Genomic DNA, 17747 nt, shown 5'->3' on the forward strand with positions numbered 1-17747 from the left:
TTTCTAAAATTTAATTGGTAAAAATATAATTGATGATGTTGGCGCCCATTTTTAGCGCTTTGTCTCTTACGTTCGTAGGATCGTTGTGCACTTCGGCATCTTCCCATCCATCGCCCAAATCACATTCGTAAGTATATAATAACACGAGTTTATTGTCTATAAAAATTCCAAATGCTTGCGGACGCGTTCCATCGTGTTCGTGAATTTTTGGCAATCCGCCAGGAAAAGGAAATGGTTTCTGAAAAATAGGATGATTGGCAGGAATTTCCATTAAATTATTATTCGGGAAAATCTTTTTGATTTCTTTTCGAATAAACTGATCCATTCCGTAATTGTCATCAATATGCAGAAAACCTCCAGCAGTCAGGTAATTTCTCAAATTGGTTACGTCTGCATCGCTAAAAACAACATTTCCGTGACCCGTCATGTGCACAAACGGATACGAAAGCAAATCTGGATTGCTTGGTTCTACAGTCGAAGGTTTGCTTTTGATACGCGTATAAATATTAGCATTGCAAAAAGCGATCAAATTAGGTAATGAAGTCGGATTAGAATACCAGTCACCGCCGCCGCTGTATTTAAGCAAAGCAATTTCTTGTGAGAAAGAGACAGTTGAAAAAAGTAATAATAAGTAAAATATTTTTTTCATTTAATTATATTTTTTGCTTCATTTTCCTTGAGATGCTTTTTGTCATCCTGAGGAACGAAGGATCACACAAGAAACTCCGTACAGAATTTGCCAATCTTTGTCTATTTACGTGTGTGATCCTTCGTTCCTCAGGATGACAAACCTAAATTTTTAATTTTTATTCATTAAAGAAAACCACACTATGGCAAGCTACAACAGCTGCGGTTTCTGTTCTTAAACGCGTATTTCCTAAAGTTACAGGTTTGTAATTGTTTTCTAAAGCCAATGCAATTTCTTTTTCAGAAAAATCGCCTTCTGGACCAATTAAGATAGTAACGTCTTCATTTGGTTTTAAAACTTCTTTTAATGATTTTTTATCGGTTTCCTCGCAATGCGCAATCAATTGCAAGCCATTTTGCTGTTGTTTAATGAATTCTTTAAACGAAATCGCTTCATTCAATTTGGGAAGAAAAGTTTCATTGCATTGTTTCATTGCCGAAAGAATAATTTTTTCAAAACGGTCGCGATTGATTACTTTTCGTTCAGAACGATCGCAAAAAATAGGTGTAATTTCCTGAATTCCAATTTCAGTTGCTTTTTCCAAAAACCATTCAAAACGATCGTTCATTTTGGTTGGAGCAACAGCCAAATGCAAGTGAAATTTTGGTTTTTCGGCATTTTTTATAGAAAGCACTTCAACCGTACATTTGTTGTCGGAAGCTAATGTAATCTGAGTTTCAAACAATAATCCAGAACCATTGGTAACCTGAAGAATGTCTGAATCTTTCTTGCGGAGAACTTTTATAATATGACGGCTTTCTTCTTTATCAAAAGAAAAACTTTCGGTTGTTTCGTCAATATTCGGATTAAAAAATAATTGCATGATTAAAATTCGATTCTTGCTTTAGAAACTACAGCAGAAGTTTCAAAACGATTAGATAAGTATTTTTGGTAGCCTACAATTCCAATCATTGCAGCATTGTCTGTTGTATATTCAAATTTCGGAATAAAAGTTTTCCAGCCGTATTTGTTTTCCTGCAAACGGGTTCTGATTCCTGAATTTGCAGAAACTCCTCCACCAATAGCAATTTGTGTAATTCCGGTTTCTTTTACCGCCAGTTTTAGTTTATCGATTAAAATCTCAATAATGGTATGCTGAATTGATGCACAGATATCGTTAAGGTTTTCGTCAATAAAATTCGGATTTTCCTGTTTGTTTTTTTGAATGAAATACAAAATAGCGGTTTTCAATCCAGAGAAACTGAAATCTAATCCCGGAACTTTCGGTTTTGTAAAAGGAAATGCTTTCGGATTTCCTTCTTTTGCATATTTATCAATCAAAGGTCCGCCAGGATAAGGGAGTCCAAGAATTTTGGCACTTTTGTCAAATGCTTCACCCACAGCGTCATCTGTCGTTTCTCCGATAATTTCCATATCAAAAAAACTATTCACTTTTACAATTTGAGTATGTCCGCCGCTTATCGTTAAAGCCAAAAAAGGAAATTCTGGTTTGTCGTAGCCATCTTCGTCAATAAAATGAGCTAGAATATGAGCATGCATATGATTGACAGCAATTAACGGAATATTTAAAGCTAATGATAACGATTTGCTGAAAGAGGTTCCTACCAGTAAAGAGCCCATTAATCCAGGGCCTTGCGTAAATGCGATTGCGCTTAATTGTTCTTTTTGTACATTTGCTTTACGAAGTGCAGCATCTATTACAGGGACAATATTCTGCTGGTGCGCGCGTGAGGCCAATTCAGGAACAACACCTCCGTATTGATTATGAATTAATTGATTGGCTACAACATTTGACAATACTTTGTCGTTATGTAAAACCGCGGCAGCAGTATCATCGCATGAACTTTCGATGGCTAGAATAAAAACCTCTGGATTTTGCATATAAAGGCACAAATTTTGAATTATATTTGACAAGTCAAATCTTTAGAAATATCTTTGATAGAAGCAGTGCCCAAAATTAAAGAATTTTTATCAAAAACAGCCGTTCTTTGTCTGTTCAAAATAAATTAAAAGAAAACTAAAATTAAAGAAGCTATCAAAAAAGTAAAAAAAATAATATCCAGAACCCTAATTGGGTTGATTTTACTTTTGTTAGCACTTGCTATCATACTTTCTCTTCCTGTGGTTCAGACACAGATTGCCAATTACGTTACCAATTCCTTAAACGAAGATTACAAGGTTAATATTAATGTCGAAAAAACGGCAATCAATATTTTTGGAGGCGTAAAATTGAAAAATGTGATGATTTTAGATCATCATAAACAAACATTAATTTACTCTGACATTATTACTACTGATATTTCGAGCTTCAGCAGATTGTTGGATGGAGATTTGATTTTTGGAGATTTACGCTTAACAGGCGTAATTTTTAATCTGAAAACCTATAAAGGCGAAGACGAAAATAATATCAATAAGTTTATAAAGGCTTTTGAAGTTGAAGATACGCCTAAGAAAAAATCGACCAAGCACTTTTTGTTAACAGCAAAAAATGCGTACATCGAAAAAGGAAGATTTTCTGTTGTTGATGAAAACAAAACAACTCCTAAATTTTTGGATTTTACAAAATTAAACGCTTATATCAGCGAGTTTAAATTGTACGGGCCAGAAGTAAATACAAACATTCACAGGTTTTCGTTTATGGATCACCGCGGTTTGTATGTTTCTAATTTTGCCGGGAAATTCAGTTATACCAAAAAACAAATTAAAGTTGAAAATCTAGCTATAAAAACCAAAAGATCTTCTATTTATGGTTTAGCTATATTGAATTATAAACCGTCAGATTTTCTTGATTTTACCGATAAGGTTCGTTTTAATGTTAAGATAGATTCGTCTTCTATTGCAACAAATGATATTCGCCATTTTTATGATGGTTTGGGTAAAAATCAGCATTTTAAACTGAAAACAAAATTAGACGGTCCACTAAATAATATGACGCTTACAAAATTGAGATTAAGCGATACAAACGGATCGAAAATTAACGGAACAATCAATTTTAGAAACCTTCTTGGCACAAAGGAACAGAAGTTTTCTATGGATGGAAAATTTGATAAACTTCTTTCTAGTTATAATGATTTAGTAATTCTGCTTCCTGTAGTTTTAGGTAAAAGACTTCCGGAAGAAATGAAAAGAATTGGCAAATTTAATATTGTTGGAAAAGCAAAAGTGTCGACTGTGGCCTTAGAAACAGCTTTTAAGATTGCCACCGATTTAGGAAATGGAGAAGTTGATCTTCATCTCAATAATATGGATTTTATTGATAAAGCTTCTTATTCGGGGAATATTATTTTAAACAATTTTGATATTGGCGCCGCTTTAAATCGAAAGGATGTTGGTAAAACGACTTTAAATCTTGATGTGAATGGGATTGGTTTTACTGAGAAATATTTGAATACGGTTATTAAAGGAGATATTTCGAAACTGGATTACAATAAATACACCTATAACAATATAGTTTTAAACGGAAATTTTAAACTTCCTTATTATAAAGGACAAATTGCCATAAATGATCCGAATTTAAATTTAACTTTTGATGGTTTGCTCGATTTGAGTAAAAAAGAAAATCGTTATGATTTCCATATCAATGTCGAAAATTCAGATTTAAGAAAACTGAAGTTTGTTGGCGATTCTATTTCTCATTTTAAAGGAGATGTTGTCGTTCAGTTAACGGGAAATTCTATTGAAAACCTGCAGGGTGATATTTTTATAAACGATGCTGAATACCAAAATCCAAAAGCTACTTATGTTTTTGATCAGGTAAATCTAAATTCAACTTTCGACGCAGATCGTTTAAGAACCATTACCATTAGTTCGAATGATGTGGTAGACGGAAAAATTGTGGGTAAATTTAGATTTGATCAGTTGAATAAATTGGTTATGAATTCTGTTGGAAGTTTATATACCAATTATAAACCTTATAAAGTTAGAAAAGGACAGTTTCTGCGTTTTAATTTCCGAGTTTACGATAAAGTGGTTGAAATGCTTTATCCGCAAATCAATATCGATTCTTCTACGGTTGTAAGAGGAAAAATAGATTCAGATTTACAAGAGTTTAAATTCCGTTTAAGATCTAAAAAAATTACAGCAGCCAAAAATACTTTTGATAATATCCGTATAAATATTGATAATAAGAATACACTTTATAATGCTTATGTCGAATTAGATAGCATTAAAACACCTTATTATAAAATACGTGATTTTAATTTGATTAACGTTACGGCAAAAGACACCTTGTTTGTTCGATCAGAATTTAAAGGAGGAAATAAGGGAGAAGATTACTTTAATCTGGATTTATATCATACGATTGACAAAAGCAAAAATAATATTATCGGAATCAAGAAGTCGGAAATGAAATTTAAGGACTATATCTGGTACTTAAATGAAGATGCTGAAAAAGACAATCAGATTATAGTTGACCAATATTTTAAAAATTTCAATTTTGACAATATTGTTTTATCTCACGAAAACCAGAAAATCGATTTAAACGGAGTTATAAAAGGAAAAGATTATAAAGATTTGGAACTGACTTTTGAAGATGTTGATATCAATAAAATTACGCCTACGAATTCCAAATTTGTGTTCGATGGTAATTTGAATGGAAGTGTAAATTATAAACAGAATAAAAATGTTTATCAGCCCACAGCATCCATAAAAATTGACAATCTTGTTATGAATAAAACAGAATTAGGTACGCTTAATTTTGATATTTCTGGAGACGAAAGTTTTAGAAAATTTACGGTCAATTCATCCATTCAAAATGGCTTTACCGAATCGTTTAGGGCAAACGGAACTTTTGCTGTAGAAAATAAGGAAACCATCATGGATATGAGTCTGAAACTGGAAGGCTTTAATCTGGCTACTTTAGGAACCATTGGCGGCGATGTTCTTTCTAATGTCCGCGGTTCTGTCTCTGGAAATGCTGCTGTAGTTGGGAATTTGAAAAAACCAGAAATCAACGGACGTTTGTATGTGGAAAAAGCCGGAATGACAATTCCGTACCTAAATACCGATTATGAACTGAGTGATCGAACGGTAATTGATTTAACGAATGAAAAATTCTTGTTTAGAAATAATCAGTTGACAGATACTAAATACGGCACAAAAGGTCTCCTTAACGGAAGTATTGAACATAAGAATTTTGGCGATTGGAAATTGGATTTAAATATTACTTCTAAACGATTACTAGCGCTAGATACAAAAGACAGTGATGATGCGGCTTATTTCGGAACGGCATTTATAAACGGAACTGCTAGTATTAGAGGTCCAGTAGAAAGTCTTTTTATTAAGGTAGATGCTAAATCGGAGAAAGGAACAGAGGTTAAAATTCCGATTAATAATGTGCAAAGTGTTGGAGAAAGTAGTTGGATTCATTTTGTAACGCCAAAGGAAAAGTACAATCTCGCAAATGGAATTGTCGAAAAAACAAGAGATTACAACGGACTTGAATTGGAATTTGATTTTGATATTACGCCAGATGCCGAAGTAGAAGTAATTCTAGATCGAAATTCTGGACATGGAATGAAAGGAAAAGGATATGGATCGCTTTTATTCAAAATCAACACTTTGGGTAAATTTAATATGTGGGGAGATTTCCAAGCATACGAAGGAACTTATAATTTTAAATACGGAGGGCTTATCGATAAAAAATTCTCGGTTAAAAAAGGAGGATCGATTATTTGGGAAGGAAACCCGATGCGTGCTCAGCTAAATTTAGAGGCGGTTTATAAAACACAGGCAAATCCGGCAGTCCTTTTAGATAACACTTCTTCATTCAATAAAAAAGTTCCTGTTGAAGTAGTAATTGGTTTGCGAGGTGATTTGTCAAATCCTGAACCAAATTTTGATATTCAGTTTCCTTCTGTAAGTAACGTTTTAAAGTCGGAGATACAATATAAATTGGATGATAAAGATATTCGCCAGACACAGGCGCTCTATTTATTATCTACTGGTTCGTTTATGAGTACCGACGGATTCAGTCAAGGCGATTTTTCTGGAACATTGTCAGAAACAGCCTCAAGTTTGTTGGGCGGAATTATTAAATCGGATAACGATAAAGTAAATATCGACTTAAATTACATTGCTGCCGACCGAAGAACAGGGCAGGAGGTTGATGGTCAATTCGTTGCCAATATATCTTCTCAGGTAAACGAGCGTATTACGATCAATGGTAAATTGGGAGTTCCTGTTGGCGGTGTAAACGAATCTGCAATTGTAGGAGATATTGAAATTTTATATCGTGTAAATGAAGACGGTACAATGAACCTTCGTTTATTTAATAAAGAAAATGATGTTAATTATATAGGGCAAGGAATAGGATATACGCAAGGAGTTGGTATTTCGTATGAAGTAGATTTTGATACATTTAGTGAGCTTGTAAATAAGCTCTTTAAAAGCCATAAGATAGAAAGAGCTGTAAAAGGTTCTTCTTCAGATCAATTGCAGGATTCTTCTCTTAATCCAGATTATATGAATTTTACAACTAAAAAGGAGTCTGAGAAAAACAAGAAAAAGGCCAAAGAAGAGGAAGAGAAAAGGAAAAAAGAAGAAGAAAAGCAGAAAAATCAAGGAAACCAAGCTCCAAACAACAATCAAGGCCTAATTCCCGACAATGATTATTAACACTTTGTTAAAAAATAGACTTTTATAAAACCATTATTCTCATAATGGTTTTTTTGTGCTAAATTTAGGCACTCTAATAAAATTTTCCATGTGAGCGGGGAATTCTGATTTTTATAACACTTCATCAGGGTATTGTTAATTTTGACGATTTAATTAAAAAAATAGCGATTTATTATTTTTAATGAAATTTTTTCCTAGAAAAAACTTATTAACGAAAACGTTTGAATTTAACATTTTTTATTAATTTATGATAATTGAAGCCTGAGAAGTGATGAATGTTTGCTAATTTTACACTTTAATACTTAAATAATGCCAAAAACAATAAAAAAAGTAGGTGTTCTTACCTCAGGAGGAGATTCACCTGGAATGAATGCTGCAATACGATCAGTTGTTCGAACTTGCGCATATCATAATATAGAATGCATAGGAATTTATAGAGGCTACCAAGGAATGATTGAAGGAGACTTCAAAGAAATGGGACCACGAAGCGTAAATAATATTGTAAACAAAGGCGGAACGATCTTAAAATCGGCTCGTTCGGTAGAGTTTAGAACCCCTGAAGGTAGAAAAAAAGCACACGAGAATCTTGTTAAGGCTGGTGTAGATGCTTTGGTTGTTATTGGTGGTGATGGTAGTTTTACAGGAGGATTGATTTTTAATGCAGAATTTGGTTTTCCAGTAATGGGAATTCCTGGTACAATTGATAATGATATTTTTGGTACAAGTTTTACTCTTGGGTACGACACGGCTTTAAATACTGTAGTAGACTGTATAGATAAAATTAGAGATACTGCAAGTTCTCATAACCGTCTTTTCTTTGTAGAGGTTATGGGTAGAGATGCAGGCCATATTGCTCTTAACGCAGGTATTGGTGCAGGAGCTGAAGAAATTCTTATTCCTGAAGAAGATTTAGGTTTAGATCGTCTTTTAGATTCACTTCAAAAAAGTAAAGCATCTGGAAAATCTTCAAGTATTGTGGTTATTGCAGAGGGAGATAAAATTGGTAAAAACGTATTCGAATTAAAAGATTATGTTGAAGCAAATTTACCTGAATATGATGTGCGTGTTTCTGTATTAGGACACATGCAGCGTGGTGGTTCTCCATCTTGTTTTGATCGTGTTTTGGCAAGCCGCTTAGGAGTAAAAGCAGTAGAATCTTTAATTGAAGGAAAATCTAATTATATGGTAGGCCTTCGTGAAGATAAAGTGATTTTGACACCTTTAGAGCAAGCTATTAAAGGAAAATCAGAAATTGATAGAGAATTGTTGAAAGTGGCAGATATTATGTCAACGTAATCAATATAAAAGTTTAAAAGAGGAGAAGTTTATTGTGAGGAAATTAGACTTTGAAATAGTGTAATAAAAACAAAAGCAAAAAATTTAGTAAAATGTCAAAAGTAAAATTAGGAATAAACGGATTTGGACGTATCGGAAGAATCGTTTTTAGAGAGTCTTTCAATAGAGATAATGTAGAAGTTGTTGCAATCAATGACTTGTTAGACGTAGACCACTTAGCTTATTTATTAAAATATGATTCAGTTCACGGTCGTTTTGATGGAACTGTAGAAGTTAAAGAAGGAAAATTATATGTAAACGGAAGAAATATCCGTATCACTGCAGAAAGAAATCCTGCTGACTTAAAATGGAACGAAGTTGATGTAGATGTAGTAGCTGAATGTACTGGTATCTTCACAACTATCGAAACTGCAAGTGAGCACTTAAAAGGTGGTGCTAAAAAAGTAATCATTTCTGCTCCATCTGCAGATGCTCCAATGTTTGTAATGGGTGTTAACCACGAATCTGCAAAAGCTTCAGATTTAGTAGTTTCTAACGCTTCTTGTACTACAAACTGCTTAGCTCCATTAGCTAAAGTGATCAATGATAACTTCGGAATCGTTGAAGGTTTAATGACAACTGTTCACGCAACTACTTCGACTCAAATGACAGCTGACGGACCTTCTAGAAAAGACTGGAGAGGTGGACGTGCTGCTGCAATCAACATCATTCCTTCTTCAACAGGTGCTGCAAAAGCAGTTGGAAAAGTTATTCCAGAATTGAACGGAAAATTAACTGGTATGGCTTTCCGTGTTCCTACTGCTGACGTTTCTACAGTAGATTTAACTGTAAAAGTAGCTAAAGAAACTTCTTACGAAGAAATTATGGCTGTATTGAAAAAAGCTTCTGAAAACGAATTGAAAGGTATCTTAGGATATACTGAAGATGCAGTAGTTTCTCAAGACTTTATCTCAGATAAAAGAACTTCTATCGTTGATGCTGGTGCAGGAATTGGTTTGAATTCAACTTTCTTCAAATTAGTTTCTTGGTACGACAATGAGTACGGATACTCAAGCAAATTAATCGATTTATCTGTGCATATCGCAGGTTTAAAATAATAATATATATTTTTGCAAAATCCCGTTACTTTAAAATAACGGGATTTTCTTATTTTGTTACTTCTATGATTAATGTAAAAAATACACTTTTAAATTAAAAATAGAAAAACCTAATTCCAAAAACTAAACAAATGAAATTAATAGTTGACAGTGGATCTACTAAAGCCGATTGGATTGCTATAGATGATAATGGAAAAGTACTATTCACAACACAAACTTTAGGATTAAATCCTGAAATTCTAGACGGGCCGGAAATTATTTCTAGATTAAACGACCGTTTTGATATTTTACAAAACAAAAAAGAAGCAACTCATTTGTTCTTTTATGGTGCCGGATGCGGAACAGATAGAATGAAAGAGTATTTAAAGCAGGTTTTTCAAGAATATTTTTCTAACGCAATTGTTGATGTTCAGGAAGATACTTATGCTGCTGTTTATGCTACAACTCCAAAAGGGCAGGAAGCAATTGTTTCTATCTTAGGAACAGGATCTAACTGCAGTTACTTTGATGGAAAAGTATTGCACCAAAAAGTTCAGTCGTTAGGATACATCGTAATGGATGACTGTAGCGGGAATGTTTTTGGAAAAGAATTAATTAGAAAATACTATTTTAATAAAATGCCTAAAGAATTGGCGGTTGAATTTGAAAAAGAATACGACGTTGATCCTGATTTTATTAAAAATAAATTATACAAAGAGGCAAATCCAAATGCTTATTTAGCAACATTTGCAAAGTTTTTAATTAAGCATAAAGACACTGAATTCTGCAGAAAAATTATTTTCAAAGGAATGAAATCGTTCGTTAAAAACTACATCAAACAATTTGATAACTGCAAAGAAGTGCCTGTGCATTTTGTAGGTTCTATTGCATTTTACTTGAAAGATGAATTGCAAGAAACGTTTGATAAATACGAACTTCAATTAGGTAATGTTTTAAGAAGACCTATTGATGGATTAATTGCTTACCATGTCGCTAATCAATAGTTCAGGTTTTATAGAAATCGCCATTATTGCTCATGATGGTAAAAAAGCCGATTTAATTGATTTCTTAATCAAAAATGAAGCTATTTTGCACAATGAAAAAATAAGGCTTATTGGTACTGGTACAACAGGAGGAAAAGCAGAGGCAGCTGGATTTAAAACGCAGAGAATGCTTTCTGGACCACTTGGAGGAGATGCGCAAATTGCAGGAAGAGTAGCAGAAGGAATTACGCAGATGGTTTTCTTTTTTAAAGATCCTCTTTCAAGTCATCCGCATGAAGCAGATATTAATATGCTGATTCGAGTTTGTGATGTGCATAATGTGCCGCTGGCAACCAATGAAGCAACGGCACAATTATTATTGGATGCTATTGCACAGCAATTATAGAAATTTCTACATTAACATTTTTTGGCAAACAAGCCACTTGAACCGTTTCACGAGCTGGAGCGGTTTTTTCGTTAAAATAAGATCCGTAAACGGTGTTTATTGCTCCAAAGTTGTTCATGTCCATGATAAAAATAGTTGACTTTACAACGTTCTCAAAAGTCATTCCTGCAGCTTCTAAGATTGCAGCAATGTTTTGCATTACTTGATGTGTTTCATCATTAATGTTCTCAGTAACTAATTCTCCAGACGTAGGATTGATTGCAATCTGTCCAGAAGCATAAAGTGTGTTTCCAGATAATACGGCTTGATTATACGGACCGATTGGAGCTGGAGCTTTCTCGGTAAAAATTATTTTTTTCATAATGAAAGTATTTGGATTCGAAAGTAGTTTATCTATTTGAAACGCTTCTTTTGTTCCATTTGATATCGCTAAGCATACCAGATTTAATTCCGATAAAGAAGTTCCAGTTTGAGTTGTTTCCTAAAGGTTGCCAGTTAAAAGCCATTCTCCAGCTTAATAAATCTCTTTCAAAACGGAATTGTGTAAAGGTAACGCCTTTTTGTACAAAATCGTAACCAGTAGAAACCCCAGCCTTCCATTTAGGAGTAAGATCGGTATTAACAGAAACCATGATAGAGTTTCCAGAAATAGTATTCTCTCGTTTAACGTTTGAATATGTTAACGAATACGCAAGTGTCATATCCCATGGAACTTTAGAATTAAAGAATTCTGTAATTACATCTTCCTTTTCGGGTTCATTGGCAAATTGGCTGTTACGACTGTCATTTAAGTCGGTGTTGGTGCCAAACAAGTCATCGCTTCGTCCTCCATTCCGCTGGCTCTGGGTGTTTTTTTCTTTTCCAGTTCCTTTATTCGAGAAGGAATAATTTACCGTTACATTGGCGCTTGTCATTCTAAATAAACTTCCGCCATTATCAATGTTGAATTTATCAATTTTGTTACCGCCATTGTCAATCGCATACGGATCTAATGTTGCACCAAAATTCATATTCATTTTATTGTCAAAAAACTGAGTTCCACCACTAACTAATACTGGCTGCCATCCAAATGTTGATTTGCCGTCAGCATTGAAATTATAGCTTGTGCTGAAGTTTAAATTGTTTAACAGCATTATCTTTTTAGGCTCTGTTTTTGTGCTGTCTCGGTCTCTTACTTTGGCTTCAAAAGTATTACTCAAGGCAAAACCAACGATGTTCGAGTTATCTTTTCCTGGCGCTCCGTATAATCCGTTTTCAAATCTAGTATATTCAGAAGTAATTCTTCCAGAAGCATCTACAGCATACGTATTGTAATATTTTTCAAAGCTAGGCGTATAAGCATACGTAACACTCGGACGCATTACGTGTCTAATAGATTGAATTCTTTTATCGTCTCCAAAATTGAAAGTTCCATAAATTGTCGTACCTAAATTGGTGCTAAAATTGTATGTTCTAAAAGCATCGAAACCATTTACTGTTTTGTCCACTGCTTTTTCTTCAGCTGGATCGTAAACTTTTTCGATTGTTTTGTTGACCCATGTTTCCTGATAAGTAGTAGAAGCTCCGGCACTGAAATACTTAAAAATTTTGAAGTTGGTGCTTAACGGAATAGTCTGCTGCAAACCTATTCTGGCATCTTGAAACATTTGTGGTTTAAAAAACAAAGAATCTTTTGTTTTAAACTCGTTTTTACCGCTTACATTGTATTGTAAGTTGATGTTTTTAATTAGTCCTTTCTTTACGCCATCTTTCCCAACAAAAGGATAGATACGGTCAATACTTCCTTGTAAAGACGGAAGAGTCATGATAATGTCTTCTGTCTGTGTATTCTGGCTATGAGTTGCAGATAACGAAATACGTGAACCAGGAATAGTATTAAAGGTTTTATTGTATGAAATAGACGAACTTAAAGTATTATTCAAGTTCGATCCAATATTGGCTTGGTTGATAGACTGTTTGAAATATTTACTACTACCCATGTTAACAGAAGCAGAAAAAGTAGAATTTGGATTCGATTTGGTGTCTTTAGAATGCGACCACTGAATGTTGTAAATACTTTGTTTAGAATAATCAGGATAACCTCTCTCGCTGCTAATTAAGTTCTCAAAACGAATATTCACATTTCCTCTATACTTATATCGCGTTGCATACGCCGATTCGAATCGCATGGCATAACTTCCATTGGTATAATAATCACCAAGTACGGTTAAGTCGTAATTATCGCTCAGAGCAAAATAGTAACCTCCATTCTGTAATGAAAAACCTCTTGTGTTAGAATCGTTATAACTCGGAATTATAATACCCGAAACGCTTTTTTCCTGACTCATCGGGAAATAGGCAAATGGTAATGCCAAAGGAGTAGGGACGTCGGCAATAACCATATTAGTTAAACCTGTAATTACTTTTTTTCCAGGGATAAATTTAACTTTGCTGGTTTGGAAATAATATTCAGGATTATCGACATCTGTTGAAGTAGTAAAGCGCGCACCTTTTAAGAAGTAGACAGAATCGTTTTCTTTTTTAGTAACGGCAGCTTTAATTTTAAATTCGCCTTGTTCTGTTCTAGAATTGTAAATTAAAGCTTTTTTAGTTTTAAAATTGAATCGGATAGAATCTGGCTGTACCTCGCTTGATCCTTGTTTAAAGTTAGGATATTGGGTTAGAACCCCTGCAGAATCTTTAATTCGTCCAGCATAAACTTCATCTTTTTCATAATTAAGAACAATTATACCCGATTTTAATTCAACATCTTTATAGTATAATTCTGCTTCATTATATAAAGTAATCAGTTTGTTTTTCTGATCGATCTTAGCATAATCTTTTGCTTTGTATCTTACTTTTCCATCCAAAAAAGTTTTTTTAGGCCTAACAGTATCTAATTTTATAGTGTCTGTTGGAGTTATAGCTGGTTTTTCGACAGAAGTAGTTTTATCTGTTTGTTTTCCAGCAGGTAAAGACTTTTTTTTGTTTTTTATTTCTTGCGAATATAAATTACCACAACCTATAGTTAGGAAAAATGATATTAAAACGATATTAAATAAGTTTGTGTGCAAAGGTTTAAATGCTATTTTTGTAAAATTATGGCTTGTTTTTTGACATGTCAAACTTACATATAATTTTTTGGCAAAAATAATCAATTCTAAAAATTATAACAGCTGCATTTTATTAAAATTAACTTTTAGATTTATGAATAGAATTAACAAATTTAAGGTAATATTTACTTTATTTCTAATGATATCGTCGTTTTGTGCTCATAGTCAGTCAAATGTGTTTAAGGTAACACTTGACGCTGGACACGGAGATCATGACTTTGGAGCTGTTTACAGCGGACGAATCGAAAAGAATATTGCTTTAGCTATTGTTTTGAAAGTAGGAAAGATTTTAGAACTTAATCCTAATGTTAATGTTATTTATACTCGTAAAACGGATGTTTTTATAGATTTGGTTGAAAGAGCGAATATTGCTAACCGAGCAAATTCGAATATTTTTGTTTCTATTCACTGTAACGCAAATAAAAATACAGCAGCCGATGGAACTGAAACCTATGTAATGGGTTTGAGTAAAGTAGCATCAAACCTTGAAGCGGCAAAGAAAGAGAACTCTGTAATTACGCTTGAAAAAGATTATAAACGTAAATACGAAGGATTTGATCCTAATTCTCCAGAATCGATGATTGGAATGACTTTAATGCAAGAAGAATATTTAGATAATAGTATTTCGCTTGCGACTAAAATCGAAGATAATTTTGAGAAATTAGGAAAAAAACTTCGTCAAGGAGGTGTGAAACAAGCTCCTTTCATGGTACTTCATAAAGCTTATATGCCTAGAGTTTTGGTTGAAACAGGATTTGTGTCTAATCCGACAGAAGGTAATATTCTGAATTCTGAAGAAGGCCAAGATGATATTGCAAGAGCAATTGCTGAAGCAATCTTAAGTTACAAACGCGAATATTTTGGTTCAGGAACAGAAACTCCTGAGAGTCGGCCCGTAAGAGATACTACGCCTGCAAAGCCAAAAACGACTACTCCAGTTGCAGTAGCAAAAAATGCTCCAAAGGGAACTTTCTTTAAAGTACAGCTCATTGCAAGTATCAAAAAAACACCTTTGATACCTAAAAACTTCAAAGGGCTAAATAATGTAACAATGGTATACGAAAACAATATTTATAAATATTTTTACGAAGAAACTCCGAGTTACGAAACAGCACAAAAATATCTGCAAGAAGCTAAAAGTAAAGGGTATGGTGCTGCATTTTTGGTGGCAACAAAAGACGGGGAAAAAATCAGTATTCAGGACGCTATTAAATAATAAGCGCAAGTTCGAATATTTATATTAATTTTGTACAAACACTTAGAATTTTGAAACTAACAAGAGAAATTAAAACGGCTATTTTAGTCATCGGGTCTATTTTATTGTTTATCTGGGGATATAGTTTTTTAAAGGGTAGAGATCTTTTTACAAATTATACCATTTTATATGCTGAATATGATAATGTTGAGGATTTATCTCCATCAGCACCAGTAACGCTAAACGGACTTGCGATTGGTAAAGTAAATAAAATTACAATAGACGAAGTTACGGGTAAATTACTAGTCGAACTTCAGCTTAAAACAGATTTTCCAATTACTAAAAGCAGTTTAGCTGCAATTTATTCTCCAGGCTTAATTGCAGGGAAACAAATTAAAATCATTCCGAATTTTGCTGATAAAGAATTAGCAGAAGACGGACAGAAATTAGTTTCTACTGTTGAATTGGGATTAACGGAGTCCTTAGGAGGGAAAATTGAACCAATTCAGCAAAAGCTTGATAAAATGCTTTTGAATATTGATGTTCTGGTTACAGGCTTGAATAATACTTTGGATAAGAATACTCAAGAAAATCTGAAGAAAACAATTGCCGAATTAAGTCAGACAATGACACAATTTCATAAAGCTTCTGGAAGTCTAAACAATATTTTGGATACGAATAAAGGACAGATTAATGGAATGGTTTCTAACTTTAATAAAGTATCTAGCAACTTCAATAAAATTTCAGATTCATTAAATAAAGCAGATTTAGGAAAAACGGTTCGAAACCTAAACCAAACTTTAGCCAAAGTTGATGGCTTAATGGCTAATTTGAATTCTGGAAAAGGAACAGCAGGAAAATTATTAAATGACGATGCATTGTATAATAACTTGGCAAAAACTTCAAAAGAGCTTGAATTGCTATTGCAAGATGTTCGTCTTTATCCAACCCGTTACGTAAACGTTTCTCTTTTTGGAAAGAAAAACAAACCTTACGTTGCACCCACAGAAGAAACAAACTCAACTGATAAAAAATAGTTATAAATGAGTTATTTAGATAATATTTTATTTGCCATACTTCTTATAGTTGGTTTCGGCTTTTTTGCAGCGAGCGTAAAAAAAATCTACCGAAACATTAATCTTGGAGTTGATGTAGATCGAAAAGATAATCCTAAAGCTCGTTGGAAAAACATGGCATTGATTGCTCTTGGGCAATCAAAAATGGTGAGACGCCCTGTTGCAGGAATCCTTCATATTTTTGTATATGTCGGTTTTATAATAATTAATATCGAATTATTAGAAATTATTATTGATGGACTTTTTGGAACGCATAGGGTTTTTGCACCATATTTAGGTGTGGTTTATGACGTTTTAATTGCTTCATTTGAAATATTGGCAATATTGGTAATTATTGCTGTAGTTGCTTTTTGGATCAGAAGAAATTTTATTCGTTTAAAACGATTTATACATTCTGATTTAACTGGATTTCCAAAAAGTGATGCCAATTACATTCTGTATTTTGAAACCGTTTTGATGATTCTGTTTTTATTGATGAATGCTTCTGATTTGCATTTACAAAATGTGCCAGGAGGATATTCTCATTTTCATAAAGCAGGAAGTTATCCAATAAGCCAGTTTATTGCGCCAATTTTTAATGGTGTATCAAATGAAACTGTAGGATTGCTGTTCGAAGTTTTCTGGTGGTTGCATATCGCAGGTATTTTAGTTTTCATGAACTATTTATACTTTTCAAAACATTTGCACATTCTTTTGGCGTTCCCGAATACCTATTTTGCAAATCTGCAGCCAGAAGGGCAATTTGATAATTTAGCTTCGGTTACTAAGGAAGTCAAATTAATGATGGATCCAAATGCAGATCCGTTTGCTGCAGCTCCAGCTGATGAAAATGCTGCACCAAGCAAGTTTGGTGCAAGTGACGTTCAGGATTTAAATTGGGTTCAGCTTTTAAATGCATACACGTGTACAGAATGTGGTCGTTGTACTTCTGCTTGTCCTGCCAATCAAACAGGTAAAAAATTGTCTCCTCGTAAAATTATGATGGATACAAGAGATCGTTTGACCGAAGTTGGTAAAAATATCGATGCAAACAAAGGAACTTTCGTGCCTGATAATAAATCATTATTAAACGATTATATTACACCAGAAGAATTATGGGCTTGTACTTCTTGTAATGCATGTGTTGAAGAATGCCCTGTAAATATTAGTCCGCTATCTATTATTATGGATATGCGTCGTTATTTAGTTATGGAGCAAAGTGCTGCACCGATGTCACTAAATGCAATGATGACTAATATTGAAAACAACGGCGCGCCTTGGCAGTATAGCCAGCAAGACCGTTTAAACTGGAAAAACGAAAATTAAAAAAGTCTAAGTGGTTAATTGTTTTACCATTTAATCGATAATAAAGTATTTAAG

General features: G+C 33.6%; 13 protein-coding genes. 8 read left to right on the forward strand and 5 right to left on the reverse strand.

All coding sequences use genetic code 11. The features are described 5' to 3' along the window. Window positions 1-10: 10 nt before the first annotated feature. The 3 genes from EG814_RS15580 to tsaD all read right to left on the reverse strand — a co-directional run bounded on the left by EG814_RS15580 (window position 11) and on the right by tsaD (window position 2530). Window positions 11-649: a DUF4159 domain-containing protein gene (locus EG814_RS15580; protein WP_125722823.1), complete on the reverse strand. Its 639-nt coding sequence runs from the start codon at window positions 647-649 to the stop codon at window positions 11-13. Window positions 650-806: 157 nt separating this feature from the next. Beyond that, a complete protein-coding gene (locus tag EG814_RS15585) occupies window positions 807-1511 on the reverse strand; it encodes a 16S rRNA (uracil(1498)-N(3))-methyltransferase (protein WP_125722824.1) in 705 nt (234 codons plus the stop codon). A gap of 2 nt (window positions 1512-1513) precedes the next feature. Further along, a complete protein-coding gene (gene tsaD / locus EG814_RS15590; RefSeq protein ID WP_125722825.1) occupies window positions 1514-2530 on the reverse strand; it encodes a tRNA (adenosine(37)-N6)-threonylcarbamoyltransferase complex transferase subunit TsaD in 1017 nt (338 codons plus the stop codon). 195 nt (window positions 2531-2725) lie between these two features. On the opposite strand from tsaD, the gene EG814_RS15595 reads away from it, so the two are divergent. The 5 genes from EG814_RS15595 to EG814_RS15615 all read left to right on the forward strand — a co-directional run bounded on the left by EG814_RS15595 (window position 2726) and on the right by EG814_RS15615 (window position 11025). Next, window positions 2726-7264 carry a translocation/assembly module TamB domain-containing protein gene (locus tag EG814_RS15595; RefSeq protein WP_125722826.1) on the forward strand — a complete coding sequence of 1513 codons (4539 nt, stop codon included), beginning with the start codon at window positions 2726-2728 and terminating at the stop codon, window positions 7262-7264. A 309-nt stretch (window positions 7265-7573) separates the two neighbouring features. Beyond that, the gene (gene pfkA / locus EG814_RS15600; RefSeq protein ID WP_125722827.1) at window positions 7574-8560 is read left to right on the forward strand and encodes a 6-phosphofructokinase; all 987 of its coding nucleotides are present in this window, start codon (window positions 7574-7576) and stop codon (window positions 8558-8560) included. A 92-nt stretch (window positions 8561-8652) separates the two neighbouring features. Further along, window positions 8653-9657, forward strand: coding sequence for a type I glyceraldehyde-3-phosphate dehydrogenase (gene gap, locus EG814_RS15605; protein ID WP_125722828.1), 1005 nt, complete (start codon window positions 8653-8655; stop codon window positions 9655-9657). A 131-nt stretch (window positions 9658-9788) separates the two neighbouring features. Next, window positions 9789-10640 carry an N-acetylglucosamine kinase gene (locus EG814_RS15610; RefSeq protein WP_125722829.1) on the forward strand — a complete coding sequence of 284 codons (852 nt, stop codon included), beginning with the start codon at window positions 9789-9791 and terminating at the stop codon, window positions 10638-10640. A 10-nt stretch (window positions 10641-10650) separates the two neighbouring features. Next, on the forward strand, window positions 10651-11025 hold the full coding sequence (locus tag EG814_RS15615) for a methylglyoxal synthase (RefSeq protein WP_091493358.1): 375 nt from the start codon (window positions 10651-10653) through the stop codon (window positions 11023-11025). On the opposite strand, the gene EG814_RS15620 is transcribed toward EG814_RS15615, so the two are convergent. Together EG814_RS15620 and EG814_RS15625 are read right to left on the reverse strand one after the other, a co-directional pair. Beyond that, window positions 11006-11386, reverse strand: coding sequence for a RidA family protein (locus tag EG814_RS15620; RefSeq protein ID WP_125722830.1), 381 nt, complete (start codon window positions 11384-11386; stop codon window positions 11006-11008). The two genes, EG814_RS15615 and EG814_RS15620, sit on opposite strands and share 20 nt — an antisense overlap. A 28-nt stretch (window positions 11387-11414) precedes the next feature. Then, window positions 11415-14129, reverse strand: coding sequence for a putative LPS assembly protein LptD (locus EG814_RS15625; protein ID WP_164515334.1), 2715 nt, complete (start codon window positions 14127-14129; stop codon window positions 11415-11417). Between the two features lie 82 nt (window positions 14130-14211). Here EG814_RS15625 and EG814_RS15630 point away from each other — a divergent pair, with 82 nt between their 5' ends. From EG814_RS15630 to EG814_RS15640, 3 genes are read left to right on the forward strand one after another with little or no spacing between them, the layout of a single operon-like run. Then, complete coding sequence (locus EG814_RS15630; RefSeq protein ID WP_125722832.1) at window positions 14212-15333, forward strand: N-acetylmuramoyl-L-alanine amidase family protein; 1122 nt, start codon at window positions 14212-14214, stop codon at window positions 15331-15333. A gap of 50 nt (window positions 15334-15383) precedes the next feature. Then, the gene (locus tag EG814_RS15635; RefSeq protein ID WP_125722833.1) at window positions 15384-16349 is read left to right on the forward strand and encodes an MlaD family protein; all 966 of its coding nucleotides are present in this window, start codon (window positions 15384-15386) and stop codon (window positions 16347-16349) included. Window positions 16350-16355: 6 nt separating this feature from the next. Next, window positions 16356-17693: a (Fe-S)-binding protein gene (locus EG814_RS15640; RefSeq protein ID WP_125722834.1), complete on the forward strand. Its 1338-nt coding sequence runs from the start codon at window positions 16356-16358 to the stop codon at window positions 17691-17693. Window positions 17694-17747 lie beyond the last annotated feature (54 nt).

It is taken from the genome of Flavobacterium ustbae, from assembly GCF_003946915.1.
Classification (GTDB): Bacteria; Bacteroidota; Bacteroidia; order Flavobacteriales; family Flavobacteriaceae; genus Flavobacterium; species Flavobacterium ustbae.